This is a genomic window from Pedobacter gandavensis, assembly GCF_014172405.1.
GTDB lineage: Bacteria > Bacteroidota > Bacteroidia > Sphingobacteriales > Sphingobacteriaceae > Pedobacter > Pedobacter gandavensis.
This window is the reverse complement of sequence record NZ_WNXC01000003.1, coordinates 236,024-260,220: the sequence shown is the minus strand read 5'-3', so window position 1 is coordinate 260,220 and position 24,197 is coordinate 236,024. Positions and strand designations below refer to the sequence as shown.

The window sequence follows — 24,197 nt, the reverse complement described above, 5'->3', positions numbered from 1 at the left end:
TAATCATCATGTTCTTCAGCGGTTACTATTTTTTAAGAGCTACTGGGATAAAGGTACGAAGGGAAGATAAACCACACTTAAAATCTTCCAGAAATTTCTTGAAGATCTTTGATGTTAAACTCGCTGGGGTCAAGGTTTCCGATTTCATAGTAGATGATCGTTCGTTTCTCATCCCTACTCAAATGTCTGGCCAATTGTGTTGCCGCTTGATCTAAAAGATTTTTATCTGTCTCTTCCAATTTGAAGAGATCATCAGTCTTCACATAAACACCCGCTGTAAAGAAACTTCTACGTGCCTTAAAGACATTTTTATGGGCAGTAGCTTGGAAATTGCTTTGATCAGACAGGATGGATTTCCCAATTTTTCCATAGACCTGGATCACGGTACCGTTTCTAATGTGGATTGACCAGGAGAATAGGGGCAGGGCGATATCCAGGGGGAGTAGGTATTTAGAGAGGTGACTGACATAGGTGTCCGCATCTTTCTCATTGTAAATAGAGTTTGGATCCTCTGGTTTTGGAGAGATTTTGCCCATATTGTAAAACATCAGGATACCGCGATCTACAGGAGGAACACCCGTTTTGACCTGATATTTGATCTGATGTAGTCTAATGGTAGCTTCCAGCCGTTTGTTGCTGATGGCTTTGAAAGTTTTTAGAAAATGAAAGTACTTATCTTTTGTACTCAAGTTCCAGTCACAGTCAAATTGTAAGCCTTGGTAAGGGATGTTGTGTGTGTTGGCTAACTGATTTATTAATTTGTGCGTATTCAGCGCCAAGCTGTCGACTCCCGGCACACTTAATTTTTCAAAAGTCTGATTGGTAATGAAAATTACCGGAGTAATCTGCGCCGTATTTGTTTTTTGCTGGTAATTAATGACTGCCTCCGGGTAAGCACGGTTTGACCGTGTATCCCATTTTATATCAAAAAAACGAAGGTACAATTTATGTCCTGCTGCTTTTTCCAGTATTTCCTGTTGTGGTTTGTTGAGGGAGAAAGTTTGCTTCCAGTAGTAAAATGCAGTATCGGCCTTGCCTGCTTTTTGACAAGCAGCGAAAACGATCATACTAAACAATAGCAAGAAGAAACGTAAAAGATATAACGGAGAAAAGTGGTGTTTCATGATTCGTTCTGGTGAATGCCGCAAAGTTAAACTTATGTATGGTTCCAAAATATTTTTTGGAAATAACAATTATTCCGTTACCTTTGTACTGTAATAAAAATAATTACAGAATGAACAACGCAAGATTCGCCATTTCTTTACACATCCTGACTTTGCTGGAAAAAGCAAAGGGGGAGTTGTTGTCGTCGGATTATATCGCGGGAAGCATCAATATCAACCCTGTTCTGGTTAGAAAGGAATTAATTAACCTTAGAAATCAAGGTTTTGTAGAAAGTAAAGAAGGTAAAAATGGCGGAAGTTTCTTGTCAAAATCCGCAGATAGCATTACCTTAGATCAGGTTTATACTGCCGTTAGGCAAAATAACTTGTTAGGGACTTCTAAAAATGATCCTAATCCACATTGCCCGGTAGGTAAACAAATAAACCATCACTTGAATGCTTTATATGATAGTACAGAACAGGTTTTAATTCAGGAATTGGCTAAGAAAACGTTGGCTGACTTCAGCAAACAGTTCATTTGATTTTTTTTGACCATAACTGTAACAAATAACATTACAATATTAAAAAAGAAATAACATTATATATCAAATAAAATAGAAAAACATGAAAGTATCATTAATTGGAGCAAGCGGTTTTGTAGGCTCACATTTGTTAACGGAACTGTTAAATCGTGGTCACCAGGTAACAGGAATTGTCAGGACAGCGGCTCATGTAAAAGAAAGCAATGCCCTGCTGACAGTGAAAGAAGTGGATGTATTAAATACGACTGAATTAGCGGAGGCAATCAAAGGATCTGACGCAGTGATCAGCGCTTTTAATGCGGGCTGGACCAACCCAAATCTTTATGATGATTTTATTGCTGGATCAGAAGCCATTCAGAAAGCAGTAAAAGATGCCGGTGTACCCCGTTTAATTGTGATCGGTGGGGCAGGGAGCTTATTTATTAACGGCCAGCAACTGGTAGACGGACCGGATTTTCCTGCAGATTATAAAGCCGGCGCAACAGCAGCAAGAGATTACCTGAATACCATTAAAAATGAAACGGAATTGGACTGGACCTTCTTTAGTCCAGCCATTGAAATGCACCCAGGGATTACCACTGGCCGTACAGGCCATTATCGGGTAGGTAACGAAAACCCAGTATTTGATGAAGCTGGAAGAAGCTCACTTTCTGTACAGGATTTGGCCGTAGCAATCGTTGATGAATTAGAGCAACCTAAATATTTGAAACAAAGATTTACGGCAGCTTATTAAGTTGAGATAACTCTTTTTGTTAATCCCTGGTTTTAGCTCTGGCTAGAGTCAGGGATTTTTTTTGCTGATAAGTAGGGAAGAAATGATGACTATTCGATTACTGGATTTTCAAATGAGATTGTGGTATTTTTGTGGCGAATTTAGATTAAGATGGCAAGACAAATTTTAAGAAAACATTATCGAAGAGCGAGATATGTACTGTATCGCGAAACTTTAATTGATGCGAAAGAGCATGTACTCACTTTTATCGGCTCCTTTGTAGGAATTGGTTTAATTGGACTATTGAACAGCCAATATATGGTTGCAAATGATAATTTATTTATGATTGGATCATTTGGCGCTTCTTCGGTATTGATTTACGGAATTATCAATAGCCCGCTTGCACAGCCTAGAAACTTAATTGGCGGTCATGTGATCTGTGCAATTATAGGGGTGACCGTGTTAAAAGTTATTCCCAATGAGGTTTGGATTGCAGGTGCATTGGCGGTTTCTCTTTCTATTGTAGCCATGCAGATTACCAAGACGCTACATCCCCCTGGTGGAGCTACTGCGCTAATCGCGGTAACCGGCGGTGCGAAAATCAAGGAAATGGGGTATCTATATGTTTTGTCTCCTGTATTTACCGGAGTGATGATCTTGTTTTTAGTCGCTTTAGTTTTCAATAATATGAGACATCGCCATTATCCGGCAAAGCCACTTTTTAGAAAAAGAAAGCATCCTAAACATACAGCGCCAGTCAATTTAAAATAGGAGTGCTTATTTCATCTTTTTGATTCCCATGGCATATTGTAGGCCACCCCATAGATGTTCTAAGAATAAAGGGTCGGTGTAAGAAGCTTCAGTATGTCCCAGTCCGGTATAAAAAGCCCTTCCGCCTTCAAAATCCTGGTACCAGGCCATGGGATGCTTTGCACCATTGGTGCCACCCTGATAGCTGTTTTCATCAATATTTAGGAGGATATGGATATCCGGGGAAATGTCTTTGAAATTATACCACTCATCCTTTCTATTCCATATTTTGGGCAAATGGTGGGTAGATATTGTGTTAGAATCAATGACTTTTAGGTCCGCGAACTGTTGGGCAGGATGTTTCACAAAATAAGCGCCTACCAGCTTTCCATACCATGGCCAGTCGAATTCTGTATCTGTAGCCGCATGTACGCCTACAAAACCACCACCAGATCTGATGTAAGCTTGAAAAGCTTTTTCTTGCTCGGGATTCAATACATCTCCGGTAGTATTTAGAAATATTACCGCAGCATATTGTTTTAAATTACTGAGGTTGAATTTCTCCGCATCCGTAGTGGTATCAGCGCTGAATTTCTTGGCTACTGCAAGTTTTTGTATGGCTATAATTCCCTCTTTAATAGAAGAATGGTGAAAACCAGCGGTTTTAGAGAAAACCAGGATCTTTTTTTCCTTTGCAAAGGTATTGTAGCTACAAGCGCATACGAATAGGAGAAGAAGGAGGAGGTGTTTATACATAAATTAATCGCTTTGTAGACTAATATATCATTTATCTCTTGAATTTATAAGTATGAATATCACGTTGTGACCCGGGTTTTTGCTCGTATTTTTAGTATTTTGTTGGTGTTTAAAAGAGAATATATTAATAATGATTTAAATTTTAGTAAGAAAACTTGGTTATCTTCTAAATAATACGGTAGTTCGTCATGTCGGTAATCAGCGTGATTACTGTTCGTTAACATAGCTTAATCAGAAGAAGATGAAGAATTTTAAAAACAGTGTTTTTCTTACAGGTCTTGCAGGTGCAGATCCTGTAGTCGTTAATTTTGCCGGAGAGAAAAAAGTGGCAAAGGTAAGTATGGCCATTAATGAGTTTTATAAGAACCAAAGTGGAGAGGCCGTTTGCCAGACACAATGGTTTAGCCTGGTTTTTTGGAATAAGAAAGCAGAGCTTGCAGAATTACTGATCAAGAAAGGGGTAGGTCTGAGTATTGAAGGGACCCTAAAAGTGCAAAGTTACACTGATAAATTGGGAGACCAACGGTCCAGTACAGAGATCTTTGTCAATCATTTGGAGCTGGTCACACCAATAGAGGCTTAATTACAAATAACATTTCGGGCAAGGGCTGGCAATCGCTCGAAATGTTTATTTTCTTCTCAACTGCAGGGAAAGTCCAATATTGTAATTTCTGCCTGCTGCGGGATTATAGTAACGTCCAGCTACTGCATTTAAGTCATTGCCAAGACTGTATTTTTCGTTTAAAAGGTTATCGACTCCGACAAATATCTCCATAGGAGCATGAACAGACTTTAAAGGTTTCCAGCTTAGTCTGGCTTGAACTAAATGGTATTTTTTTGCGTAAGCCGTATTGGCATCATTTAAGGGGATACTAGAAGTGTAATTGTGCTGTGCAAATAAAGACCATTTTCCAGGAAATTGTAGGTCAATACTGTTGATCAACACCTGCTTTGGAACCCCTGTCAATTGATTTCCGGAATAGTCAGCCGTATTGTCGGCATAATGGTCAAACTTGAAATTGCTTAAGGTCAATGCATGATAAAATTGTAAGCCACGGATAAATTTAGAGGGGTTTACTGGAACAATCCAAAAAGAAATGGAATTTTCTAATCCCCATTGTTTAGTTCCACCGGCATTGATGAAATATTCATTCTCATTTTCGTCCATTCGCCTAACGATCGCATTTTGAAGACGGTAATAAAAACCAGTCAGGTCAATTTGGAATCGATGGTCAGGACTTTGATAACGAATACCTATTTCATGATTCCATCCGGACTCTGGCTGTAAGTTCACATTGATAACCTGGTCGGAGGCCCTGATCTCTGCTATGGTTGGTGGAGAATAGCCTTTGCTGATTGCCGTACGCAAAGAAAGCTCAGGGCTTAGTAAGTAGGATAAGGCAATTCTTGGCATCAACTGGAAGTCAAATCGGTTGGTCTGTCTGCCTGTAGCTACTGGAGCAATGCGCTGATAAGTGTATTGGTATAAATTTCCACTGCTGGATAATTCCAGGAGCCATTTGTTTAAAAAATCGATGTTCAAATGAATAAAGGCAAAGTTTGAAGCAGCTTTCAACTTGTCACTGGTTTTAAGCTCGGTAGCTTGGCCTAGGTTATTGTTATAGTTGAAAATGTCTGATGCGGTTTGTGTGCTTTCAAATCCGATGTTGAACCTGTAATCAAGCTTGCTGGTTTTTTTTTGGCACTCCAAATAGGAGCGCATACCTAAAGTCAATTCTTTCCTTTTTTCGTAATTGGTGATAAAAGGGTTCTTGAAATCGGTATAGGAAGAGAAAACAGAAACGATATGTTTAAAATGATCATTGATAACCCAGTCGTTGGAAATGCCACCGAATAAGGTATTGCTGTAAATGCCTGCTTTTTGCTCAATAGCACTTTTTATTGGCCCGGAAGCGGGTCTGGAAGCAGTCGGGCGATCCAGGTATTGTTGTAAATTTAATCCTCCAGGGGTGTTGTAATGAAGATCTGAGTAGAAGATCATTGCTTTCAGCTTGTTTTGCTTACTGTAGTTAAGTTGTTGTGATACCTGGAAGTACTTGCGGTCCATTGCGCTATGGTCACGGTAACCATCGCTGCGCTGGTAAGCCTGGGTAATGTTGATACTGTAGTTCTTGAATTGTTTTCCGGCAGAAAGGCTTTGTCGAAAGCCGCCATAGGAGCCAGCTTCCAGTCTTAATTTTGCGAGGGTGCTGTCTGTACTAGGTGTTTGTGATTGAATGAGTACCACCCCTCCTGAGTTTGCACCAAATAGACTTCCTTGTGGCCCTTTCAGAATTTGGATGCGATTTAGTGCAGCAACATCTAAGGCATTCAGGTAACTATTCCCTCCTGCATCTGTTAAAGGGAATTCGTCAAAATAGATTTTTACATTTCTGATTCCGAAAGGGGAGCGGAGTAAACTTCCGCGAATGGATAAACGGTAACTACCGGGAGAACGTTCTTCCATACGTATTCCTGGAACAGTATTCATAGCAGATACCAAAGCACCTCCCGCTTGCTTTTCCAATAGAGAATGGTCAATCAAACCAATGGATCCTGTGGCTCTGAGCAAAGGTTGTGTAGAAAAATAAGGTCTGATTTCTACCTCTTTTAATCTGTTTGCAGTATCAGGCTGTTGTGCGATAACAGAAAAAGAAAGTAATATCAGCGATGCGGTTAAAAGTATTCTCATCCTAAACAAAGCTATAATTTATCCCCAAAGAAAACGACGCGGCAATGGCTAATTTATATGCGATCTTGACACTCAAGCCAAAGAATTGAAGATGGTTCTTCTATAATATTATAGAAATATCCAAAAACAATTAAAGATTTTATAACGTTATGATGGTATAACCTGATCACTATGAGTACCGAGAAAAAGGATAAACTTCATCCGACAGATTTGGGCGAGACCAAAGATTTTGAAAATTTAGCTTACGATAAGGACAAAAATAGTTTTGTGTTTGATGTGAAAAGTCCAGAAAAAGAATACGATCATCCTTTACCATATGATACTTCGGCACCCAATGGTGAAGATAGTATTTCTTCTTATGATGAGGCCAATCCTTATATCGGAAGCGAGTATAATGACGAGGAACAGATTGGTGAAAACCTGGAGGAAGCGGGTATGCACATCGATAACGGGGATATCGTTGCCCTTGCCGCCGAAGACGAATTGTTGGGAAGAACCGCAGAAGATGAACGTGAAGATCTGGATGAAGAGGGTTATCCCATCAATGATACACCAGAAACAACAAGGAAAATTAAGGGTTTACGTCAAGGTTAAACTTACGACGGAGTTCTTCTAGTTTAGGGTTTTTATCGAGTAAAAACTGATACTTTTCTGTGCTGGTATAAAGACGGTTAACCACTTCTCTTGCGGCCTGAATAGTTTTCACGGAAACGTTAAAGTTTTTCAGTCTAGGTCTTAGGAAATTCATTAAATCAACCATTTCTTCCTGTAGAAGTCCTTCCTGAAGTTTATGTTCTACTTTGGCAACGATTAGATCTGTACCTTCTAATTGTGGTTCTGCACCAATCATCAGTGTATAGATGTTGATCTTTCCTGCATCTTTTGCACTTTCTGCATACTGATTCCATAAGCTCAATAACTGCTCCTGCGAAAAGGAATCCCTAGCATCTCCACTGATATATTTTGGCTCATCACTATCTGCAGCACCAGATTTGGCATTCAGATCGGTTAGAGAAGGGATGAATGTTCCTGCAGTGTTGCTTCCATTCAGGTTGATTTTTTGTGTTAAGGCTATCTTTGCAGTAGGGGCGGTTGTCGACTTTACTGGTGAACTTATCGCTGCCGCCGGGATTGGTTTTGGCTGAGCTTCAGTAAGCACAGCTGGACTGTCCGTTGCTGGAGTAGAGATACTGGCAGGGGCAACATGATTTGTTGCAGTTCCAGTGCTTGGCGTTGTAGCTGCTGCAGCAATATTTGGAGCTGGAGGCGAACTTACATTAGTTTTTTTTTTAATCTGATTTTGATCAGTTGCAGCGTTTTGGAAAGGTTGTTGGGCAAGTTGCAGGACTGATGGAATATGACACATTTTGATCAGTGCCAGTTCAACCTGGAGCCGTTGGTTCTTGCTGTTCTTGTAAATCAGGTCACATTGATTGGCAAGGTTTAATGCGGTGAGTACAAAAGAAACCGGTGTCTGCTGACTTTGACTGATGTATTTTTGTTTTATGTTCTCACTAACCTCAAGTAATTTTGTGGTTTGTGGATCTTTTGCTACCAGTAGGTTTCTAAGGTGGCTGGCTAGTCCATTAATGAAGTTGTTTCCATCGAAACCATGGTTCAGGATTTCGTCAAAAAGAATCAATGCATTACTCACATCCGCACTTAGCAAATATTGAGTCAGCTTAAAATAGTAATCATAATCCAGGATGTTCAGGTTATCAATTACCGATTTATAAGTTAGGTTCTTATTGGTATAACTCACAATCTGGTCAAACATGGAAAGGGCATCCCTTAAACCACCGTCTGCCTTTTGCGCAATAATGTGTAGGCCATCTGCTTCTACACTGATATTTTCACGTACCGCGATTTTATTCAGTAAGCTGGAAATATCATCTACCTGAATTCTATTGAAGTCAAAGATTTGACAACGCGAGAGAATCGTTGGTAAGATTTTATGTTTTTCTGTAGTCGCTAATATAAATATAGCATAAGATGGTGGCTCCTCTAATGTTTTCAGGAAAGCGTTAAACGCATTTGCCGAAAGCATGTGAACCTCATCAATGATATAAATCTTATATTTTCCAGCCTGTGGCGGAATACGTACTTGTTCAATCAGACTTCGGATATCATCAACAGAGTTGTTGGATGCCGCATCTAATTCATGAAAGTTAAAAGAATGGCCGGTTTGAAAAGAAACGCAGGAATCACAGGTTCCGCAAGCTTCCTGTTCAGGAGTAAGATTGGTACAATTGATCGTCTTGGCAAGAATCCTTGCGCAAGTTGTTTTACCTACTCCCCTTGGCCCACAGAATAAAAAAGCCTGAGCCAATTGATTATTCTTGATGGCATTTTTAAGTGTACCTGTAATGTGATGTTGGCCAACAACGGTTTCAAACGTTGCCGGACGGTATTTACGGGCTGAAACTATAAAATTTTCCATTCGCCAACGAAATTATAAATTTTTTATGGAGCAGAAGGGATTTGTTGGAAAATAAAATGATGAGGTTCTGACTTTAAGATCTTTAGAATTTTCATAGATCGAGATTAATCATAGCTTTGCGCAAATCAAATAAACCAAAATAATGAAACGCTTTCTTCTTTTCTTGCTTATGGCTTCTCCTGCCTTTGCAATTGCTCAGTCTAATTTCCAAAAAGGATATGTAGTTACCAATGCAAAAGATACCCTTAAGGGATACATTGATTATAGGGAAGGACAGAAAAGTCCCAGTTCATTCGTCTATAAAGCGGAACCTAATTCAATACCTAAAATTTATACTTTAAATGATTGTGTAGCCTGCCATATTGATGACAGGGCAAGTTACCAGCGTTTTTTAGTGAATATCAGTTTGGGCTCAGATCAAATTTCTAACCTGACAACTCAGGTGGATACGACTTCAAAAAGAGAGGCTGTCTTTCTACAGGTGTTGGAGGCCGGGCCAAATGTGACTTTATACTCCTATGCAGATCGCATTAAAAATAGGTTTTACATCTTAGATAAGGAGGCTATGGTTCCAGATGAATTAGTGATGCAATTGTATTATAAGGAAGGGGAATCAGGGAGGTTAATCACAAATATCAAGTATGCGCGTCAGCTATCCTTCCTGATGAAAAAATATGAAAAATCAAACCTCGTAAATGAAAGAAGGCTGGCAAATCTAAAATATAAGGAAGATGAGCTTGTCCAGGTGGTAGCATTAATTAATGGACAGCAGAAGCTGAAGCCTAAGTTTAAGCAATCCAGGTGGTTTGCCGGACTTAGTGTGGATATGGCTAATACGAAGTTTCGTGGGAAAAATCCACTTGCCGGAGCTGATGCAAAATCAAAAATGTCCGTTTCACCAATGTTTAGTGGGGGTGTCGATTTATTTATCAATCCTGCAATCCGTAGATTGGTCATGCGTGTTGAACTGGCTTTTGTTAAGAGTAAAAGTGAGGTGACTAGTGCTGCAGGAGGAAATTCTTTTGATCAATTGAATGCTGTGTTCACACCTTCCTTACTTTATCATATTTATAATGCTGATCAATTTAAAGTTTTTTTGAGCGCCGGACCGGGACTAAATTATTCGAAAATCAATAATCTGGTGAATTTTAAATATGAAAAGGAAATCCTAACGGATGATTTAAGAAAAGTTGATGAACCAATGGAACTGAATAAATTTTACCTGACAATTCCTGTTACTGTAGGGGTAGTAATGAATAAAAGAATCGAACTCTTGGCCGGCTATACTGTTCCTACTTCGATGACCAGCTATGTTTATTATAGTGTAGAACGGGAAAGATTCCGCTTAGGCCTTAACTATCTGTTTGGTAAACACTAAGATGATTTGATTTTTAATAATTTATTGCTACATTTGCATCCCCGTATTTAATGCGGGAAATAAACATAAATTAATCATAACAATGAATCAGTACGAAACTGTTATCGTTCTAACCCCGTTGTTATCAGAAGAGGTTGCTAAAGAGGCATTAGCCAAATTCAGCAAAATCATCACTGATAGCGGAGCCGAGATTGTTCAAGAGGACAATTGGGGTTTGAGAAAATTAGCGTATCCGATTGAGAAAAAAGCAAGCGGATTCTTCCACCTTACAGAGTATAAATCTTCAGGTGAATTAGTAAGTAAATTGGAATTAGAACTAAAACGTGATGAGCGTGTTCTACGTTTCCTTACCATTAGATTAGATCGTCATGCGGTTGCGTATAATGAGAAGAAACGCAGTGGTGCTTTTAACAAAAAACCTAAGAAAGAGGAGGTTGCAGGATAATGGCTAAAGATCAAATACAATATGTTACTGCTCCAAAAGTGGACGATAACAGAAAAAAATATTGCCGTTTCAAAAAGAACGGAATTAAATATATTGATTACAAAGACGCAAACTTTTTGTTAAAGTTCATCAATGATCAAGGTAAAATTTTACCTCGCCGTTTAACTGGTACTTCATTGAAATTCCAACGCAAAGTGGCACAAGCGGTAAAACGTTCACGTCATATTGGTTTGTTACCTTTTGTTGCTGACCAATTAAAATAGGAGCTGAGAAATGGAAATTATTTTAAAACAAGATATCAAATCCCTAGGGGAGAAAGACGATATCGTTAATGTAAAGCCAGGATACGGTCGTAACTACTTAATCCCACAAGGATTTGGTCAGTTGGCTACTCCTTCAGCGAAAAAAGTATTAGCAGAAAACTTAAAACAAGCTGCTTTTAAACAAGATAAAATTAAGAAAGATGCTGATGGTATCGCTGCACGTTTAGTAGATGTGAAGTTAACTATCGGTGCTAAAGCTGGTGAAACAGGAAAGATTTTTGGTGCAGTAAACACTATTATGATTTCTGACGCATTGAAACAACAAGGTTTTGATGTTGACCGTCGCCGTATCACTTTCGAAACTGAACCTAAATTTGTTGGTGAATACGTAGCCAACTTAAACTTACACAAAGAAGTGAAAGTTAAAGTTCCTTTCGAAGTTGTAGCTGAGTAATCTTATCTACACGATATAAAAAAGGGTTCTGATTTATCAGAGCCCTTTTTTTATTGCCTTTTTTGCCGTTCAACAGATATGGAATTCCTCAATCTTCTTACCTTTGAGTAATGGCAACAAAGAAACGCAACCCTCGAAAAACTCAAACCCCTTTATTTAAGAAAATTACCAATATTGTCACCAAAGTATTTCTTTGGTTTTTGATGGTTTCCGTGCTTTGGGTATTGTTTTATCGTTTCGTGAACCCTCCAATCACCTTGTTGATGGTCCAAAGGAATATTGAGCGTAAAGCTGATGGTAAGCCTTATAAAATGGAAAAGAAATGGGTAGACTTTGAGGAGATTTCCGACAATATGAAAAGAGCGGCGGTGTCCGCAGAAGATCAGCTCTTCCTAAAACACATCGGCTTTGATGTGAAGGCCATAGAAAAAGCCTTTGCCGCCAATCAGAAAGGGAATAAGATTAAAGGAGGAAGTACCATTTCCCAGCAAACCGCGAAAAATGTATTTCTATGGCCAGGTCGTTCCTGGATTCGCAAAGGTTTTGAAGCATATTTTACACTGTTGATCGAAATCTTTTGGAGCAAGGAACGTATTTTGGAAGTTTACCTCAATGTAATAGAGATGGGGGATGGGATTTATGGTGCCGAGGCAGCTTCACAAGCGTATTACGGGAAATCTTGTCGCAAATTGAGTAAAGCCCAAGCCGCACTAATTGCTGCTTGCTTCCCTAATCCAATCCGCTGGTCGCCGAAAAATGCGACTCCATATATTCGCCACAGACAATACCTGATCATGAAAAATATGCGTAGGTTAGGTCCGCTTGATTTCTAAAGAGCTGAGATCACCTGCTTGCCAGATTTCTATAAATTAATAAGAGGAATTTCCTGTTTAACACCTGAAGAATGATGATGAAATTTAAAATGAACCACCTTTTATCCTGCTTATTGCTTCTTTTGTGCAGTACAGTTTATGGACAACAAAAATATGTAATGGTGATACATGGCGGTGCCGGTACCATTTTAAAAAAGAATATGACTCCTGAAAAGGAAGCGGCGTATATCGATGAACTAACCAAATCTTTGCAAGCCGGATATGAGGTTATTAAAGCAGGAAAATCAAGTCTTGATGCGGTAGAAGCCGCAATCCATGTCATGGAAGATTCCCCCTTATTCAATGCAGGAAAAGGTGCCGTGTTTACTCATGACGGTAGAAATGAAATGGATGCTGCGGTGATGGATGGGAAGACATTGATGGCTGGAGCGGTTGCCGGAGTCACTGTGATTAAAAATCCCATCAGTGCCGCAAGAGCAGTAATGGAAAAATCTGAGCATGTCATGATGGTAGGGCCAGGTGCTGAAGCTTTCGCAAAACAGGCGAAACTGGAAATTGTAGATCCTAAATATTTCTTCAGCAAAGAACGATGGGAAGGTTTGCAAAAGGCAATTCAACAAGATTCGGTGAAAACAGTGCTGGACCATGGTAGTAAGAAAACTGAAAAATTTGGAACTCAGAACAGAGATTATAAATTTGGAACAGTTGGTGCTGTTGCCTTGGATAAAGCTGGAAATCTTGCTGCAGGAACTTCTACAGGTGGTATGACGAATAAGAAATATGGAAGAGTAGGGGATTCTCCGATTATAGGTGCTGGTACTTACGCCAATAATGCAACTGCAGGAATTTCATGTACCGGCTGGGGGGAGTTCTACATTAGAAACGTGGTGGCTTATGACATTTCAGCCATGATGGAATATAAAAAGATGACTGTAGCAGCAGCTTCAAAAGCAGCATTGGAAAAGGTCGGTAAAATGGGAGGTGATGGTGGTCTAATTGCAATGGACCAGCAAGGACATGTTGCCATGCCTTTCAATACCGCAGGGATGTACCGTGGGACAGTTACTGCGGATGGTAAAATAGAAGTATTCATTTATAAATAAAAAAGCAGCCATTCGTTCAAGAATGGCTGCTTATAAGCGATAAAGCGTTGGTTGTTTTTATAGCAAGTGTGCAAACACTTTGCTATGCCAACTTTGCTCAAAAGGAACTTCCCATTTCGTTTGGAATTCCTCCAGTGTCTGTACCATATTGTTAAAAACAACCGTTTCCGGGTTTACTTTTTTAATACTCACCAGGGTTTCGAAATCTTCTTTATTTGTTACAATAACCTGATCATCGATCTTATAGGCCATATTGAATCTGTTGAAAAGATCAACCCCATATTCCTGTTCAATTTCTTTGACCACCCTTACGGAAGCATCTATAGAACATCCTGTTACGCCGGCACTGGCTTCATCTACTGTAAAGACAATAAAGAAGTTGTAAAGTATGGTTGCTTTGGCATCTAATTGATGGCCATGGGCTTTCCATTGTGCTGTAAAATCATTCAGTTTTTGCTGAATGCCACTGGCTTCAGTTTCCGTAAATGCACGGTTGCTTTGGTATACCCAAACTTTTGATTGTGGAGAAAAAGACATACTTCAAATTTAGTAATTTATTTAAATTGATTTCTCTAAAACGTGATCATGATGAAAAAGTTTACATTAAACTTGAAAATATGCCTCTGGGTATTGTCATGCCTGATTTTTATGGCTTTTAAGGTGCAATCTTTTATAGATGAAGAACTTGTTTATCTTCAGAAGAGACTCGCAGAATTGTATGACCATACGGCCGAAAATCAGGAAGTCACGAGGTACGAACTTAATGTTACCAACAGTGGCTTTTGTCGGTATAAACGGTTTTTCTCTAACGGAAAGGTGGAGTATTTTTCCTTTAACCTCGTGAAATTTAAAGCATTAGATTATGCTGGAACAGATACTACCGGGAGGTTGTTTTTCCTCACCAAAGGGGAAGATGTGATCGTACAAACTTATAATGATAAAAAGGATGGAGATGTGGATAGCATGGCTTCCTTCATGGTCATCCCCACCAAGAAAATTGAACCAAAAGATTTGTCTGAGCTCTCCGAACGATTGGTTAAGATGAATGGACAGCTACAGGTTCAGAAATAGTATATACTGCGGTTTCTACGTACCTGGAGGCAACAATGATCTCTGTTCCAGAAGCATGTTCTTTAAATAGGTTGGCTACCAGATCTGGACAATTGTTGTCTTTCGAAAGGTGAGAAAGTAGCAGGTGACTCATGAAGACAGGTTTATGCGCTTTAAATAATTCCAATGCCTGGTTATTAGACAAGTGACCTCTTCCTCCACTAATTCTTTGCTTTAAAAAATAGGGGTAAGCACTTTTGCTCAGTAGCTCATCATCATAATTTGCTTCCAGAAAAGCAGCATGACACTGTTGGAAATAATGAGTCAACTGTTCACAAACGGCGCCAAGATCAGTAAATACACCAATGTTAGTCGCTCCAGAGGAAATCATAAAGCTGTAAGGCTCTGAAGCATCATGTATTTTAGGGAAACCAGTGATAGATAGGTTTCCCACAATAATGGCTTCATGAGCAGGTAAAGGCTTGATCAAATCTGGCCTAAGGTCAAACTTGCATCCATTTAAAGTACCTGTAGTAATGTATACAGGTAAATTAAACTTTTTTGACAGTACTGATAGACCCTTGATGTGGTCTGTATGTTCATGAGAAATAAAAACCGCCCTCACTTTATCCATACTCAAACCCAATCTTGACATTCTTTTTTCTGTCTCCCGACAAGATAGCCCGGCATCCACAAGGATCGCATGCTCCTCATTGCCCACATAATAACAATTGCCGTTACTACCTGAATTTAAAGCGGCAATAGAAAGTTGGTTATAAGCCATTCGCTCTGGCTGTAATTTCTGCAATGTCTAACACCTGAACATTTTTATCCTGATCCTTCATCTTAACACCATCACTAAGCATCGTCATACAGAAAGGACAAGAAGCGGCAATTACCTGTGGTTGGGTATCCAATGCCTCTTCAATTCTTTCGATATTGATGTCTTTATTTCCTTTTTCAGGCTCTTTGAACATTTGTGCGCCACCAGCACCACAGCATAATCCGTTAGACTTACAACGTTTCATTTCTACCAACTGGGCATCAAGTACCTCAAGGGCTTTACGTGGCGCTTCATATACGTCGTTTCCACGACCTAAATAGCATGGATCATGGTAAGTGATCTTTTTACCTTTGAAACTCTCTCCGCCTTCTGCTTTAAGTTTTCCATCGTTGATCAAATCCTGTATCAGTTGAGTATGGTGAATCACATCGTAACTGCCACCTAATCCTGGATATTCGTTTTTAATGGTATTGAAGCAATGTGGGCATCCGGTTACAATCTTTTTAATATTGTAGCCATTCAAGACTTCTATATTGGTCATGGCCTGCATCTGGAACAGGAATTCATTTCCTGCGCGTTTTGCAGGATCTCCCGTACAACTTTCTTCCGTTCCAAGAACGGCATATTTGATGCCTACATGGTGTAGGATTTTACATATATCACGAGTGGTCTTTTGGGCCCTTTCATCATAACTTCCAGCACAACCTACCCAAAAAAGGATTTCCGGTTCTTCGCCTTTCGCTATCATTTCTGCCATTGTTGGCACTTCAAAATTTAGTTGCTCGCTCATCTTCGCTAAATATCAGATTTAATATTTTTATTAACTTTCTTTGGCCCAGTTCAACCTGTCGGCCGGAGAATATTTCCATGGTGCACCATTGTTTTCAATGTTGCCCAACATGGCATTGATACTGGCAGGAGCCTGGGACTCCTCCATCACGGCGTATCTTCTCAGTTCTGTAATGATAGCCAATGGATCAATGTTGATCGGACAAGCATCCGTACAGGCATTACAGCTGGTACAAGCCCATATTTCTTCTCTGCTGATGTAAGAGTCTATCAATGACTTTCCATCATCAAAGCCATTTCCGGTTTTATCAATATTTTTTCCCACTTCCTCTAAACGGTCACGGGTATCCATCATAATTTTTCTTGGGGACAATAGCTTTCCGGTAATATTTGCCGGACATACCGAAGTACACCTGCCGCATTCCGTACAGGTATAAGCATTCATTAGGTTAACCCAACTTAAGTCGTTCACATCTTTGGCGCCAAACTTACCTGGTTCTGCTTCTGGTGGACTAAATGAAGGGTCCAACATCGCTTTTACCTCATTGGTTACACTCTGCATATTGGTAAATTCTCCCTTCGGCTCCAGGTTGGAGAAATAGGTATTTGGAAAAGCGAATAGAATGTGAAAATGTTTCGAGTAAGGTAAGTAATTCAGGAAGGCTAAAATTCCAATGATATGGAACCACCAGCAACCTCTTTCTATGGCCATCAAGGCACCTTCTGAATTTGGTAATAGGTTAGCCAGGTGTTGGCTTACCGGAAAGGATCCTGCTAGGGTATAATGTGAGGCACCCATGGCCTGTAATTTTGCATCTGCTGCGTTCATGATTAAGAAGGCAGTCATCAGTAAGATCTCAGTGATTAGAATATAATTGGCATCAGATCTAGGCCAGCTGGTCATTTCAACACCGCTAAACCTTTTTAATTTGATTACATTTCTTCTGATGAGGAATACTGCACAGCCGAGCCATACGCCTAAAGCCAGAATTTCAAAGGATCCGATTAAGAAGTTATAGATAGGACCAAGGCCACCAAAAATCCGATGTGTACCGAAAATACCATCGATCATAATCTCTAAAACCTCAATATTGATGATGATAAAGCCTGCATAAACAATCAAATGGAGAAAAGCAGGGATAGGGCGAAAGAACATTTTCGTTTGTCCGAGGGCAACCTTGACCATCGTCATGAACCTTTTTTGAGGTTGATCAGTTCTGTCGGCCGCTTTTCCTATTCGGATGTTGCGGATCACTTTCTTTAAATTAAAACTGAACAAGGCTATTGCTGCCAGCGTAATTGCTATAAATAGGATTTGTAACACCATTTTTCTGCTTCTGATTATAGTGTTGCTAAGTTAAAAGAAATCCCGTAAAACAAATTACTATGCAAGCATAAAAAGTACGTTTATTCACTTTTTAAATAAAAAAAGAAGATTTATATTTGTTTTACAAAAAAAGATGCTACATTTGCAATCCCAAATAAGGGACAAGATTATTAAATGGTGCGGTAGCTCAGTCGGTAGAGCAAAGGACTGAAAATCCTTGTGTCGCCGGTTCGATCCCGGCCCACACCACTTCAAAAGCTTCAGAGAAATCTGGAGCTTTCTTGTTTTATAGCATTTTTAAAATTCATTTAAATCTTTTTAGGGATCATTTCTAAATCTTAGGAAAGATTGAGATGAGTTCGAGATCCCTTCCTGTTGTAGTCCAGTTGAGTTCCTAATTGCTTCAGATTTGCATGATCCTCAGAACATCGTTAGAAGGTCAAAGGGATATTGCAAGGATCATCCAACCCTTATCCAACCTCCTTCTAACCATTTTGTAAGTCTAAGCCCAAGTCAGTATCAACCCGAAGGCATCTTGAAGGAAAGACTTTGCTCATTGGATCAATTTGTAATCTTGAAATACCTTGGGAAAATGGCTGTGATGATATTTTTTTTGAAAATTTATTGGTCAACGGATTTCGTTAGTTTATAGTTGATTAGCCTCAATTTTTTAATTCAAGGCGGATACTTGTTTAAGTATTTTCAAAAAATATTTTGTTTTTCAAAAAAAGACCCTACATTTGCAATCCCAAACAACGGGACAAGATAATAAAAACGGTGCGGTAGCTCAGTCGGTAGAGCAAAGGACTGAAAATCCTTGTGTCGCCGGTTCGATCCCGGCCCACACCACTTCAAAAGCTTCAGAGAAATCTGGAGCTTTCTTGTTTTATGGCTTTTTTTTGCGTTATTTATCGTAACCTTAGCATTATCATTCTTTTCATCCCTGAAATTTTTCATGATAACCAACAATAAGGATTTTTAATAAAAATAGGATGAGCAAAAAGGTTTCTATTAAAGACATCGCTAAACTGACCAACACTTCTATTACAACGGTTTCCTTTGTTTTAAATGGCAAAGGGCATATCAGTAAAGAGATCAGCAAGAAAATTCTTGACACCGCTAAAGAAATCGGCTATGAGCCCAATCGGATGGCCATTGGGCTGCGCACTGGCGTGTCTAAGGTGATTGGTCTGGTGGTGGAAAACATTGGCGGGCCTTTTTTCGGTGAAATGAGTAAAGTTATTGAAGCGGAGGCAGAAAAATCAGGATACCGGATTATTTATTGCAGTACAGATAATAATGTGCAGAAAGGAAAGGATGTGATTCGGATGCTGACACAACAATTGGTAGACGGTTATATCATTACTCCTCTAAAAGGGTTGGAAGAAGAAGTACAAAAACTCATGGAACAAGGGAAACCTGTGGTTTTGGTGGATGGCTATTTCCCAGGTCTCAACATTCCTCATGTATTGGTCGACAACTACAATAGTGTGGATAAAGCAGTCCACTGTTTCCTGGAGGGGGGCTATAAAAAGATAGGTTTTGTAACTTCAGATTTAGATTTGGTGCAATTGGAGGAACGCTTAATGGGCTATCAGGGTGCATTGAGAAGGAATGGGATTGCTGATGATGAAGCGTTGATTTTTAAAGTGCCTTATCTGGCAGAGAAACAAGAAGGGATTGAGCAGATTAAAACATTTATAAAAGAACATCCAGAAATGGATGCGATTCTTTTCAATACTAATTATCTAGGGGTAATGGGGATTATCAGTGTTAAAGAGTTGGGACTGCGAATTCCTCAGGATCTGGCCTTCATCAGCTTTGATGATACAGAGATTTTCAGCCTTTATCCTCCGGGAATTACCACCATTCAACAGCCAGTATATCAAATTGCAAAATATGGGATTGACCTCTTACTTTCTCAAATAAAAGGAAATTCAGCAGACATGAAATCGGCAACGAAATTACAGATTGCTTCAAATTTAATTGAAAGGGGCTCTACGTTGGCTAAAAACGCACTTAATTCCGACTTGTGAATTGAAAGTCATAACACACAAGCGAGCTAATATGGGAAGTAATTTGGTCGTACTTTTGTGTTTATTTAATTCACATGAAGAAAGAACTGACTTCCATTCCATATTCAGTATTGGATCTGGCTACTGTTATAGAGGGGAAAACTCCTGCTGATACTTTTAAAAATAGTGCAGACCTTGCGCAACATGCAGAAAGCTGGGGTTATCATCGATACTGGTTAGCCGAGCATCACAATATGATAAGTGTAGCAAGTTCTGCCACTTCTGTCGTGATCGGACATATTGCCGGTGCGACCAAGACCATCAGAGTAGGCTCTGGTGGGATAATGCTGCCTAATCATTCTCCATTGGTGATTGCTGAGCAATTTGGTACCTTGGAATCTTTATATCCAGGCAGAATTGACCTTGGATTAGGGAGAGCACCAGGTACGGATCAAGTGACGGCAATGGCCATTCGGGGAGAAAGAATGAATGCGGCCAATAGCTTCCCTCAGGATGTATTGAAACTGCAGGCCTATTTCTCTGCAGAAAATTCCAATAGCCCTGTTAGGGCAATTCCTGGAGAAGGCTTGGATATTCCCATCTGGATCCTTGGTTCTAGTACGGATAGCGCACGTTTAGCTGCTGCATTGGGTTTACCCTATGCTTTTGCCAGTCATTTTGCACCGGCGCAGTTCCTAACGGCCATTCAAATTTATAGACAAAACTTTAAACCTTCGGAGCATTTGAAAACACCTTATGTATTGGCTTGCGTCAATGTGGTGGCTGCAGAGACTGATGCTGAAGCGAATAAAATTGCGACTTCTCTGTATCAGTTGTTCAGGGGAATTGTAACTGGAAAACGTATGCTGTTACAGCCTCCGGTAGATAATATGGACGATGTCTGGACGGAATACGAGGAAGAACAAGCCGGACAAATGTTAGCCTGTACTTTTACTGGTACTAAAGAAACGATTGCGAAGGATCTTCAACAGTTTTTAGACCAAACGCAGGTAGATGAAATTATGGCTACTTCTCATATATATGACCATCAGGCAAGGCTAACTTCTTATAAATTGCTTTCGGAAGTATTTAAAGGGATTTAATTCAGAATTAAGTTTTATACGCCCACATCAGGTTTGCGTTGCTACTGGTTTGCACCCGTTAAAAATAGTTTATCCTATTTTTAACGGGTTTTTCTTTAAATAGGAAGCTTACAGCACTTTTTGTCAGCCAAAGTTTAGTCCTTGATTTACAAGAAGGCTTTAATTGCTGTTCTTGAAAAAATAAAGGGTTGAGAATGCTTTTCCTGGCAATTGGTACAATAGGAGGGGCTTGCCAGCGAATTCAATTCTTTTAATCTGATCAGATAGATTTTCGTTACGATAACTAATTTTAAAATCGGCGGTTTCATGACCAATTTTTAAATGGTAAAAAAATAAAGGTTCTTTTTGAATTAAGCCGCGTAAGGTTCTCTCTGAAGGTTTTAACACCTGATCCGCACCATTATCGGCGGCACGATATTCTGAAATAGACTCCGCAGCGTTGAATTTACTTTCACAATAGGCACAGTCTTTGAAAAAAAACTGATATACTTTTCCTGATTTTTTGAGGAAATAGAAACTTCCTTTATAGTCTTTTCGTTGGAAACTAAGTAGGGTGTCATATCGATCTGACATTTGTTCAAAACGCTTCATGCTCTGCACTAAAAGAACATTACTTTTTGAGGATGGGGTGTTATTTGTAGTGTCAGGCTGAAGACCAGGCTGGTTAAGGGCCTTCGCTGCGGGATCATCTGTCACCAGTAATTGTTGTATGGGGCGGTATTGAAAAGTACTATGCTCAAAATAACCTTTGCCGGCATAGATGTTTTCCAGGTCATCCTGACCAAATAGTCCGTCTAAATCAGCTGCAGTGATTTCTTTAATGAGGTTAAGTTGTTCATCGTAAACCCTAAAATGATAATTGTTCAGTGGTGATTTTTCTACTGCTTTGACAAGCAGGATCAATTTTTTTTTATCTCTGGAAACATAGACCCTTTTCACATCTTCACCTGCTGTACTGAGTGCTTGTAATTGAATCCCGGTATTTGAAGCATTGAATTCAGGAAAGTATTTTATTTCTGGGTGTTTATCGGGATTGCTTTCATTGCTGCAGGAATGTAGGAAAAGTGATATACAGGACAGAAAGAACGTAAAGGAAAAGGTTTTTAGGGTTTTAGTAGCCAGGATATTTATTTTTCGGGTCATAACCTATTGGTTTCTTGTAGAACGACTCAAAGATATAAAATCTCCCTAGCTCTGGATTTTGATCTGCCCCATTAAAAAACATATATTGCAATTCTAAATACTTAACCAAAATTAACATGAGAAATTTCCTTCTGATCCTGTCCTTATTTGTATGTAGCGCGTTTTTTAGTCCTGTTATGGCTCAAGATACTCCGGTTTTTACGGGTGCAAAAGCGACAAAAAAGCATTATAAAGCTTTATATGTTTTAAATAATGGAGAAGAAAAAAGAATTAACGGCTGTTTGCGTAATATAAAAAATGCACTGGAAGATCCTCGTCTGAAAGGTAAACTGGAAGTAGAACTGATCGTGTTCGGTGATGGCGTAGCTGTTTACAATAAGAACAGCAGTTATGAAGCTACATTAAAAGCTTTACAAGCTAAGGGAGTGGTTTTAGCACAATGTGAAAATACACTAAGAGAGCGAAAAATTGAGAAATCGGAACTGTTTGATTTCATCAATTTCGTGCCTTCTGGAAACGGTGAGATTATCATTCGTCAGGCAGAAGGTTGGGCAATTGTTCACCCTTAATATTATTTTAAGCCTAAAAAAGGCTATGTTTGCAGCACATGCAAAAATTAATAAAACCCATGATCTATCAAAATGCCGGCATAGCGAAGTCTTTGCTGCTATTTGTACTGATGGGCTGTTTGCTACTTTCTGCGTGTGCTGTGAGAAAAGGTCTTCAATCTTTTTTTACGGAAGTTAGCCCGGTCAGTCAGACAGCGATGAAGCTCAATAAAGTCGTATCGTCAAGAGATATCTTGACTACAGATATCGCTTTCTCTTGTGCTGTGGCCTTACCTTCCGAAAATGGAAAATACTTTTTTAAACAGAGCATAATCCAGAAGTCGTCCTCGGCCCTGATGCTGTTTTTTCTGTTACCAGCCTTCCTTTTGTCGGTATTGTCACTTAAGAAAGATAAACTTTCAAGTGTACCCTCAGGCTTGGTGCTTTCGGGTTCCCCGGTTCCCCTGTTTATCAAAAACAGGCTTTTACTAATATAGAATCCCGCTGTTCATCTAGCAGGTGTAACTCATTCTGAGCTACACCCCATTACTTATTTTCTAAAATTTTAATTATTGATGATGATGAAGACCCCTCTTTATTTGACGGGTATGTTGCTGATGCTATCAGGTATCAGCGGATATTCGCAACAGCATAAAGAACTCTCTCTTTCCCATTTATGGGAATTGACAGCGGAACAATACCCATCGCTTACTGAAAAGCAAGCGAAGATTGGGGAATCTGAATACCGGAAAAAGGAATTGCGCAATCTAGCCATCCCACAAGTTCAATTACAACTGCAAAACTCATTGGGCACTTTTGAAGGTACAAATGGTGCTTTCTTTCCGGTTCCAGGTGTGTTTAATGTGAGTGGAAATGCTGCAGCCGGTCAGCAAAGTGGTAATCATACCACTATGAATAGTTTCGGATCTGTATTGATGGACTGGAAAGTATCCCAGTTTGGTAAGCAGCAGAAACAGATCGAAGCTGCAGGATATGAAGTTCAGGAAGCGCAAAGTAGCCTCGAAGCAGCTAAGCTGTCACTTCGTGCTAAAACTACCCGCCGTTATCTTGACCTGCTATATACCAGTTCTGGTAGAAGCTGGGCCGATAGAAATGCAGATCGTGTAAAAGAAATTCTTGACCTATCGGTGAGTCTGGCTGAAGCCGGACTAAAGCCAGGGGCGGATACGGCATTGGCTGCAGCGGCTTATTTACAAGCACAGGCACAACAAGAAGATTGGAATGGAAAGTATCAAGCCGGACAAATAAACATTAAAGAATTGGCACCTACACTGGTTGGAGAACAGATTTTACCGCTTCAGCAGTATATGGGAAAGGTATTTGCCATAGAAAACTCAGACAGTGTTGCCGCTAGCCATCCCTTTTTACAAACACTGGACAAGCAATTGATGGTGCAGCAGTTACAAAAGGAGGTGATTGGAAAGAAACAATTGCCTTCAATTTCATTGCTGGCTGGGTATTCTGCCCGGGGCACAGGAATTAATACTGATGGTACCGTGCAAAATAATTATGCTTCCGGATTTAATAACGGGGCACAGAATTACCTCGTTGGTGTTGGATTGACCTGGAGCCTTACTGGCCTATATACCGGTTCGGTGGAAAAGAAACGTGCTCAAAAGCAAGTTGATGCCGCAGAATCCAGATATCAGTTGCAAAAAATCCAAATGAATACCAGTTTGCAAGCACTGTCTTCCAGAATTCAGGCACAGCTGAAACAGGTGGAGAAAACAGGATCGGCAGTACATAAAACCACCAATGCCTACGCGCTTTATTTGTCCAGATATGAAGCCGGATTGATTAACCTGACAGAGCTCCTGCAAATTCAATCTTTACTACAACAGGTGGAAAAAAGCAATATTGAAGTTCATCAGGAGCTGTGGACTCAGCTAAATACCAAAGCAGAGCTGAGCGGGGATTACAGTTTTCTGTTCAACCAACTTAAATAA

The 24,197-nt window shown here is 39.7% G+C and carries 26 protein-coding genes and 2 tRNA genes; 19 read left to right on the top strand and 9 right to left on the bottom strand.

Annotation, left to right across the window (positions count from 1 at the left end; all coding sequences use genetic code 11):
* Positions 1-77: 77 nt before the first annotated feature.
* Entirely contained in the window at positions 78-1,124 is a 1,047-nt protein-coding gene (locus GM920_RS11315; protein WP_182957142.1) for a hypothetical protein, read from the bottom strand.
* Positions 1,125-1,234: 110 nt separating this feature from the next.
* On the opposite strand from GM920_RS11315, the gene GM920_RS11310 reads away from it, so the two are divergent.
* The 3 genes from GM920_RS11310 to GM920_RS11300 all read left to right on the top strand — a co-directional run bounded on the left by GM920_RS11310 (position 1,235) and on the right by GM920_RS11300 (position 3,128).
* On the top strand, positions 1,235-1,645 hold the full coding sequence (locus GM920_RS11310) for an RrF2 family transcriptional regulator (RefSeq protein ID WP_182957139.1): 411 nt from the start codon (positions 1,235-1,237) through the stop codon (positions 1,643-1,645).
* Between the two features lie 82 nt (positions 1,646-1,727).
* The gene (locus tag GM920_RS11305) at positions 1,728-2,378 is read left to right on the top strand and encodes an NAD(P)-dependent oxidoreductase (protein WP_182957137.1); all 651 of its coding nucleotides are present in this window, start codon (positions 1,728-1,730) and stop codon (positions 2,376-2,378) included.
* A gap of 150 nt (positions 2,379-2,528) precedes the next feature.
* On the top strand, positions 2,529-3,128 hold the full coding sequence (locus GM920_RS11300) for an HPP family protein (protein ID WP_182957134.1): 600 nt from the start codon (positions 2,529-2,531) through the stop codon (positions 3,126-3,128).
* Between the two features lie 6 nt (positions 3,129-3,134).
* Here GM920_RS11300 and GM920_RS11295 read toward each other — a convergent pair whose 3' ends face one another.
* Entirely contained in the window at positions 3,135-3,863 is a 729-nt protein-coding gene (locus GM920_RS11295; RefSeq protein ID WP_182957131.1) for a ThuA domain-containing protein, read from the bottom strand.
* A gap of 241 nt (positions 3,864-4,104) precedes the next feature.
* Here GM920_RS11295 and GM920_RS11290 point away from each other — a divergent pair, with 241 nt between their 5' ends.
* Entirely contained in the window at positions 4,105-4,446 is a 342-nt protein-coding gene (locus GM920_RS11290; RefSeq protein WP_182957128.1) for a single-stranded DNA-binding protein, read from the top strand.
* A 45-nt stretch (positions 4,447-4,491) separates the two neighbouring features.
* Here GM920_RS11290 and GM920_RS11285 read toward each other — a convergent pair whose 3' ends face one another.
* Positions 4,492-6,555: a TonB-dependent receptor gene (locus GM920_RS11285; RefSeq protein ID WP_182957125.1), complete on the bottom strand. Its 2,064-nt coding sequence runs from the start codon at positions 6,553-6,555 to the stop codon at positions 4,492-4,494.
* 171 nt (positions 6,556-6,726) lie between these two features.
* Between GM920_RS11285 and GM920_RS11280 the strand changes: the two genes are divergently transcribed.
* On the top strand, positions 6,727-7,149 hold the full coding sequence (locus GM920_RS11280; protein ID WP_182957122.1) for a hypothetical protein: 423 nt from the start codon (positions 6,727-6,729) through the stop codon (positions 7,147-7,149).
* On the opposite strand, the gene GM920_RS11275 is transcribed toward GM920_RS11280, so the two are convergent.
* Positions 7,127-8,995 (bottom strand): DNA polymerase III subunit gamma/tau, encoded by a 1,869-nt coding sequence (locus GM920_RS11275; protein WP_182957119.1) that lies wholly within the window; start codon positions 8,993-8,995, stop codon positions 7,127-7,129. The two genes, GM920_RS11280 and GM920_RS11275, sit on opposite strands and share 23 nt — an antisense overlap.
* A gap of 142 nt (positions 8,996-9,137) precedes the next feature.
* Between GM920_RS11275 and GM920_RS11270 the strand changes: the two genes are divergently transcribed.
* From GM920_RS11270 to GM920_RS11245, 6 genes are all read left to right on the top strand, one after another.
* Positions 9,138-10,373: a porin family protein gene (locus GM920_RS11270; protein WP_182957116.1), complete on the top strand. Its 1,236-nt coding sequence runs from the start codon at positions 9,138-9,140 to the stop codon at positions 10,371-10,373.
* A gap of 82 nt (positions 10,374-10,455) precedes the next feature.
* Positions 10,456-10,818: a 30S ribosomal protein S6 gene (rpsF, locus tag GM920_RS11265; protein ID WP_062550348.1), complete on the top strand. Its 363-nt coding sequence runs from the start codon at positions 10,456-10,458 to the stop codon at positions 10,816-10,818.
* Positions 10,818-11,081, top strand: coding sequence for a 30S ribosomal protein S18 (gene rpsR, locus GM920_RS11260; RefSeq protein WP_008244392.1), 264 nt, complete (start codon positions 10,818-10,820; stop codon positions 11,079-11,081). The genes rpsF and rpsR overlap by 1 nt, the downstream gene beginning before the upstream one ends.
* 10 nt (positions 11,082-11,091) lie before the next feature.
* Entirely contained in the window at positions 11,092-11,535 is a 444-nt protein-coding gene (gene rplI / locus GM920_RS11255) for a 50S ribosomal protein L9 (RefSeq protein ID WP_062550347.1), read from the top strand.
* Positions 11,536-11,645: 110 nt separating this feature from the next.
* Positions 11,646-12,368 (top strand): monofunctional biosynthetic peptidoglycan transglycosylase, encoded by a 723-nt coding sequence (gene mtgA, locus GM920_RS11250; protein WP_182957113.1) that lies wholly within the window; start codon positions 11,646-11,648, stop codon positions 12,366-12,368.
* Between the two features lie 71 nt (positions 12,369-12,439).
* Positions 12,440-13,471 (top strand): isoaspartyl peptidase/L-asparaginase family protein, encoded by a 1,032-nt coding sequence (locus GM920_RS11245; RefSeq protein WP_202986091.1) that lies wholly within the window; start codon positions 12,440-12,442, stop codon positions 13,469-13,471.
* Positions 13,472-13,528: 57 nt separating this feature from the next.
* Here the strand turns inward: GM920_RS11245 and GM920_RS11240 are convergent, their stop codons facing one another.
* Positions 13,529-14,008: an ABC transporter ATPase gene (locus GM920_RS11240; RefSeq protein ID WP_182957111.1), complete on the bottom strand. Its 480-nt coding sequence runs from the start codon at positions 14,006-14,008 to the stop codon at positions 13,529-13,531.
* 48 nt (positions 14,009-14,056) lie between these two features.
* Here GM920_RS11240 and GM920_RS11235 point away from each other — a divergent pair, with 48 nt between their 5' ends.
* Positions 14,057-14,542 (top strand): hypothetical protein, encoded by a 486-nt coding sequence (locus GM920_RS11235; protein WP_235964502.1) that lies wholly within the window; start codon positions 14,057-14,059, stop codon positions 14,540-14,542.
* On the opposite strand, the gene GM920_RS11230 is transcribed toward GM920_RS11235, so the two are convergent.
* From GM920_RS11230 to GM920_RS11220, 3 genes are read right to left on the bottom strand one after another with little or no spacing between them, the layout of a single operon-like run.
* Positions 14,508-15,305, bottom strand: coding sequence for an MBL fold metallo-hydrolase (locus tag GM920_RS11230; RefSeq protein WP_182957108.1), 798 nt, complete (start codon positions 15,303-15,305; stop codon positions 14,508-14,510). The genes GM920_RS11235 and GM920_RS11230 overlap by 35 nt on opposite strands.
* Positions 15,295-16,095 carry a (Fe-S)-binding protein gene (locus tag GM920_RS11225; RefSeq protein ID WP_182957105.1) on the bottom strand — a complete coding sequence of 267 codons (801 nt, stop codon included), beginning with the start codon at positions 16,093-16,095 and terminating at the stop codon, positions 15,295-15,297. The genes GM920_RS11230 and GM920_RS11225 overlap by 11 nt, the downstream gene beginning before the upstream one ends.
* A gap of 30 nt (positions 16,096-16,125) precedes the next feature.
* The gene (locus GM920_RS11220) at positions 16,126-17,421 is read right to left on the bottom strand and encodes a 4Fe-4S dicluster domain-containing protein (RefSeq protein WP_182957103.1); all 1,296 of its coding nucleotides are present in this window, start codon (positions 17,419-17,421) and stop codon (positions 16,126-16,128) included.
* A gap of 176 nt (positions 17,422-17,597) precedes the next feature.
* On the opposite strand from GM920_RS11220, the gene GM920_RS11215 reads away from it, so the two are divergent.
* From GM920_RS11215 to GM920_RS11200, 4 genes are all read left to right on the top strand, one after another.
* Positions 17,598-17,670, top strand: a tRNA-Phe gene (locus GM920_RS11215).
* Positions 17,671-18,197: 527 nt separating this feature from the next.
* Positions 18,198-18,270: transfer RNA gene (locus GM920_RS11210), tRNA-Phe, on the top strand.
* Between the two features lie 143 nt (positions 18,271-18,413).
* Complete coding sequence (locus GM920_RS11205; protein ID WP_182957100.1) at positions 18,414-19,457, top strand: LacI family DNA-binding transcriptional regulator; 1,044 nt, start codon at positions 18,414-18,416, stop codon at positions 19,455-19,457.
* A gap of 74 nt (positions 19,458-19,531) precedes the next feature.
* Positions 19,532-20,539, top strand: coding sequence for an LLM class flavin-dependent oxidoreductase (locus tag GM920_RS11200; protein WP_182957098.1), 1,008 nt, complete (start codon positions 19,532-19,534; stop codon positions 20,537-20,539).
* Positions 20,540-20,698: 159 nt separating this feature from the next.
* On the opposite strand, the gene GM920_RS11195 is transcribed toward GM920_RS11200, so the two are convergent.
* Positions 20,699-21,682, bottom strand: coding sequence for a hypothetical protein (locus GM920_RS11195; protein WP_182957096.1), 984 nt, complete (start codon positions 21,680-21,682; stop codon positions 20,699-20,701).
* 116 nt (positions 21,683-21,798) lie between these two features.
* Between GM920_RS11195 and GM920_RS11190 the strand changes: the two genes are divergently transcribed.
* From GM920_RS11190 to GM920_RS11180, 3 genes are all read left to right on the top strand, one after another.
* Positions 21,799-22,251: a DsrE family protein gene (locus GM920_RS11190; RefSeq protein ID WP_182957094.1), complete on the top strand. Its 453-nt coding sequence runs from the start codon at positions 21,799-21,801 to the stop codon at positions 22,249-22,251.
* A 38-nt stretch (positions 22,252-22,289) separates the two neighbouring features.
* Positions 22,290-22,727, top strand: a complete 438-nt coding sequence (locus GM920_RS11185; protein ID WP_182957092.1) for a hypothetical protein — start codon at positions 22,290-22,292, stop codon at positions 22,725-22,727.
* Positions 22,728-22,805: 78 nt separating this feature from the next.
* Positions 22,806-24,197 (top strand): TolC family protein, encoded by a 1,392-nt coding sequence (locus GM920_RS11180; RefSeq protein ID WP_182957091.1) that lies wholly within the window; start codon positions 22,806-22,808, stop codon positions 24,195-24,197.

What these genes read in the sequence shown, in the direction of transcription:
- GM920_RS11315 (WP_182957142.1), bottom strand. Translation starts at nt 1,124, where the DNA reads ATGAAACACCACTTTTCTCCGTTATATCTTTTACGTTTCTTCTTGCTA.
- GM920_RS11310 (WP_182957139.1), top strand. Translation starts at nt 1,235, where the DNA reads ATGAACAACGCAAGATTCGCCATTTCTTTACACATCCTGACTTTGCTG.
- GM920_RS11305 (WP_182957137.1), top strand. Translation starts at nt 1,728, where the DNA reads ATGAAAGTATCATTAATTGGAGCAAGCGGTTTTGTAGGCTCACATTTG.
- GM920_RS11300 (WP_182957134.1), top strand. Translation starts at nt 2,529, where the DNA reads ATGGCAAGACAAATTTTAAGAAAACATTATCGAAGAGCGAGATATGTA.
- GM920_RS11295 (WP_182957131.1), bottom strand. Translation starts at nt 3,863, where the DNA reads ATGTATAAACACCTCCTCCTTCTTCTCCTATTCGTATGCGCTTGTAGC.
- GM920_RS11290 (WP_182957128.1), top strand. Translation starts at nt 4,105, where the DNA reads ATGAAGAATTTTAAAAACAGTGTTTTTCTTACAGGTCTTGCAGGTGCA.
- GM920_RS11285 (WP_182957125.1), bottom strand. Translation starts at nt 6,555, where the DNA reads ATGAGAATACTTTTAACCGCATCGCTGATATTACTTTCTTTTTCTGTT.
- GM920_RS11280 (WP_182957122.1), top strand. Translation starts at nt 6,727, where the DNA reads ATGAGTACCGAGAAAAAGGATAAACTTCATCCGACAGATTTGGGCGAG.
- GM920_RS11275 (WP_182957119.1), bottom strand. Translation starts at nt 8,995, where the DNA reads ATGGAAAATTTTATAGTTTCAGCCCGTAAATACCGTCCGGCAACGTTT.
- GM920_RS11270 (WP_182957116.1), top strand. Translation starts at nt 9,138, where the DNA reads ATGAAACGCTTTCTTCTTTTCTTGCTTATGGCTTCTCCTGCCTTTGCA.
- rpsF (WP_062550348.1), top strand. Translation starts at nt 10,456, where the DNA reads ATGAATCAGTACGAAACTGTTATCGTTCTAACCCCGTTGTTATCAGAA.
- rpsR (WP_008244392.1), top strand. Translation starts at nt 10,818, where the DNA reads ATGGCTAAAGATCAAATACAATATGTTACTGCTCCAAAAGTGGACGAT.
- rplI (WP_062550347.1), top strand. Translation starts at nt 11,092, where the DNA reads ATGGAAATTATTTTAAAACAAGATATCAAATCCCTAGGGGAGAAAGAC.
- mtgA (WP_182957113.1), top strand. Translation starts at nt 11,646, where the DNA reads ATGGCAACAAAGAAACGCAACCCTCGAAAAACTCAAACCCCTTTATTT.
- GM920_RS11245 (WP_202986091.1), top strand. Translation starts at nt 12,440, where the DNA reads ATGATGATGAAATTTAAAATGAACCACCTTTTATCCTGCTTATTGCTT.
- GM920_RS11240 (WP_182957111.1), bottom strand. Translation starts at nt 14,008, where the DNA reads ATGTCTTTTTCTCCACAATCAAAAGTTTGGGTATACCAAAGCAACCGT.
- GM920_RS11235 (WP_235964502.1), top strand. Translation starts at nt 14,057, where the DNA reads ATGATGAAAAAGTTTACATTAAACTTGAAAATATGCCTCTGGGTATTG.
- GM920_RS11230 (WP_182957108.1), bottom strand. Translation starts at nt 15,305, where the DNA reads ATGGCTTATAACCAACTTTCTATTGCCGCTTTAAATTCAGGTAGTAAC.
- GM920_RS11225 (WP_182957105.1), bottom strand. Translation starts at nt 16,095, where the DNA reads ATGAGCGAGCAACTAAATTTTGAAGTGCCAACAATGGCAGAAATGATA.
- GM920_RS11220 (WP_182957103.1), bottom strand. Translation starts at nt 17,421, where the DNA reads ATGGTGTTACAAATCCTATTTATAGCAATTACGCTGGCAGCAATAGCC.
- GM920_RS11205 (WP_182957100.1), top strand. Translation starts at nt 18,414, where the DNA reads ATGAGCAAAAAGGTTTCTATTAAAGACATCGCTAAACTGACCAACACT.
- GM920_RS11200 (WP_182957098.1), top strand. Translation starts at nt 19,532, where the DNA reads ATGAAGAAAGAACTGACTTCCATTCCATATTCAGTATTGGATCTGGCT.
- GM920_RS11195 (WP_182957096.1), bottom strand. Translation starts at nt 21,682, where the DNA reads ATGACCCGAAAAATAAATATCCTGGCTACTAAAACCCTAAAAACCTTT.
- GM920_RS11190 (WP_182957094.1), top strand. Translation starts at nt 21,799, where the DNA reads ATGAGAAATTTCCTTCTGATCCTGTCCTTATTTGTATGTAGCGCGTTT.
- GM920_RS11185 (WP_182957092.1), top strand. Translation starts at nt 22,290, where the DNA reads ATGCAAAAATTAATAAAACCCATGATCTATCAAAATGCCGGCATAGCG.
- GM920_RS11180 (WP_182957091.1), top strand. Translation starts at nt 22,806, where the DNA reads ATGATGATGAAGACCCCTCTTTATTTGACGGGTATGTTGCTGATGCTA.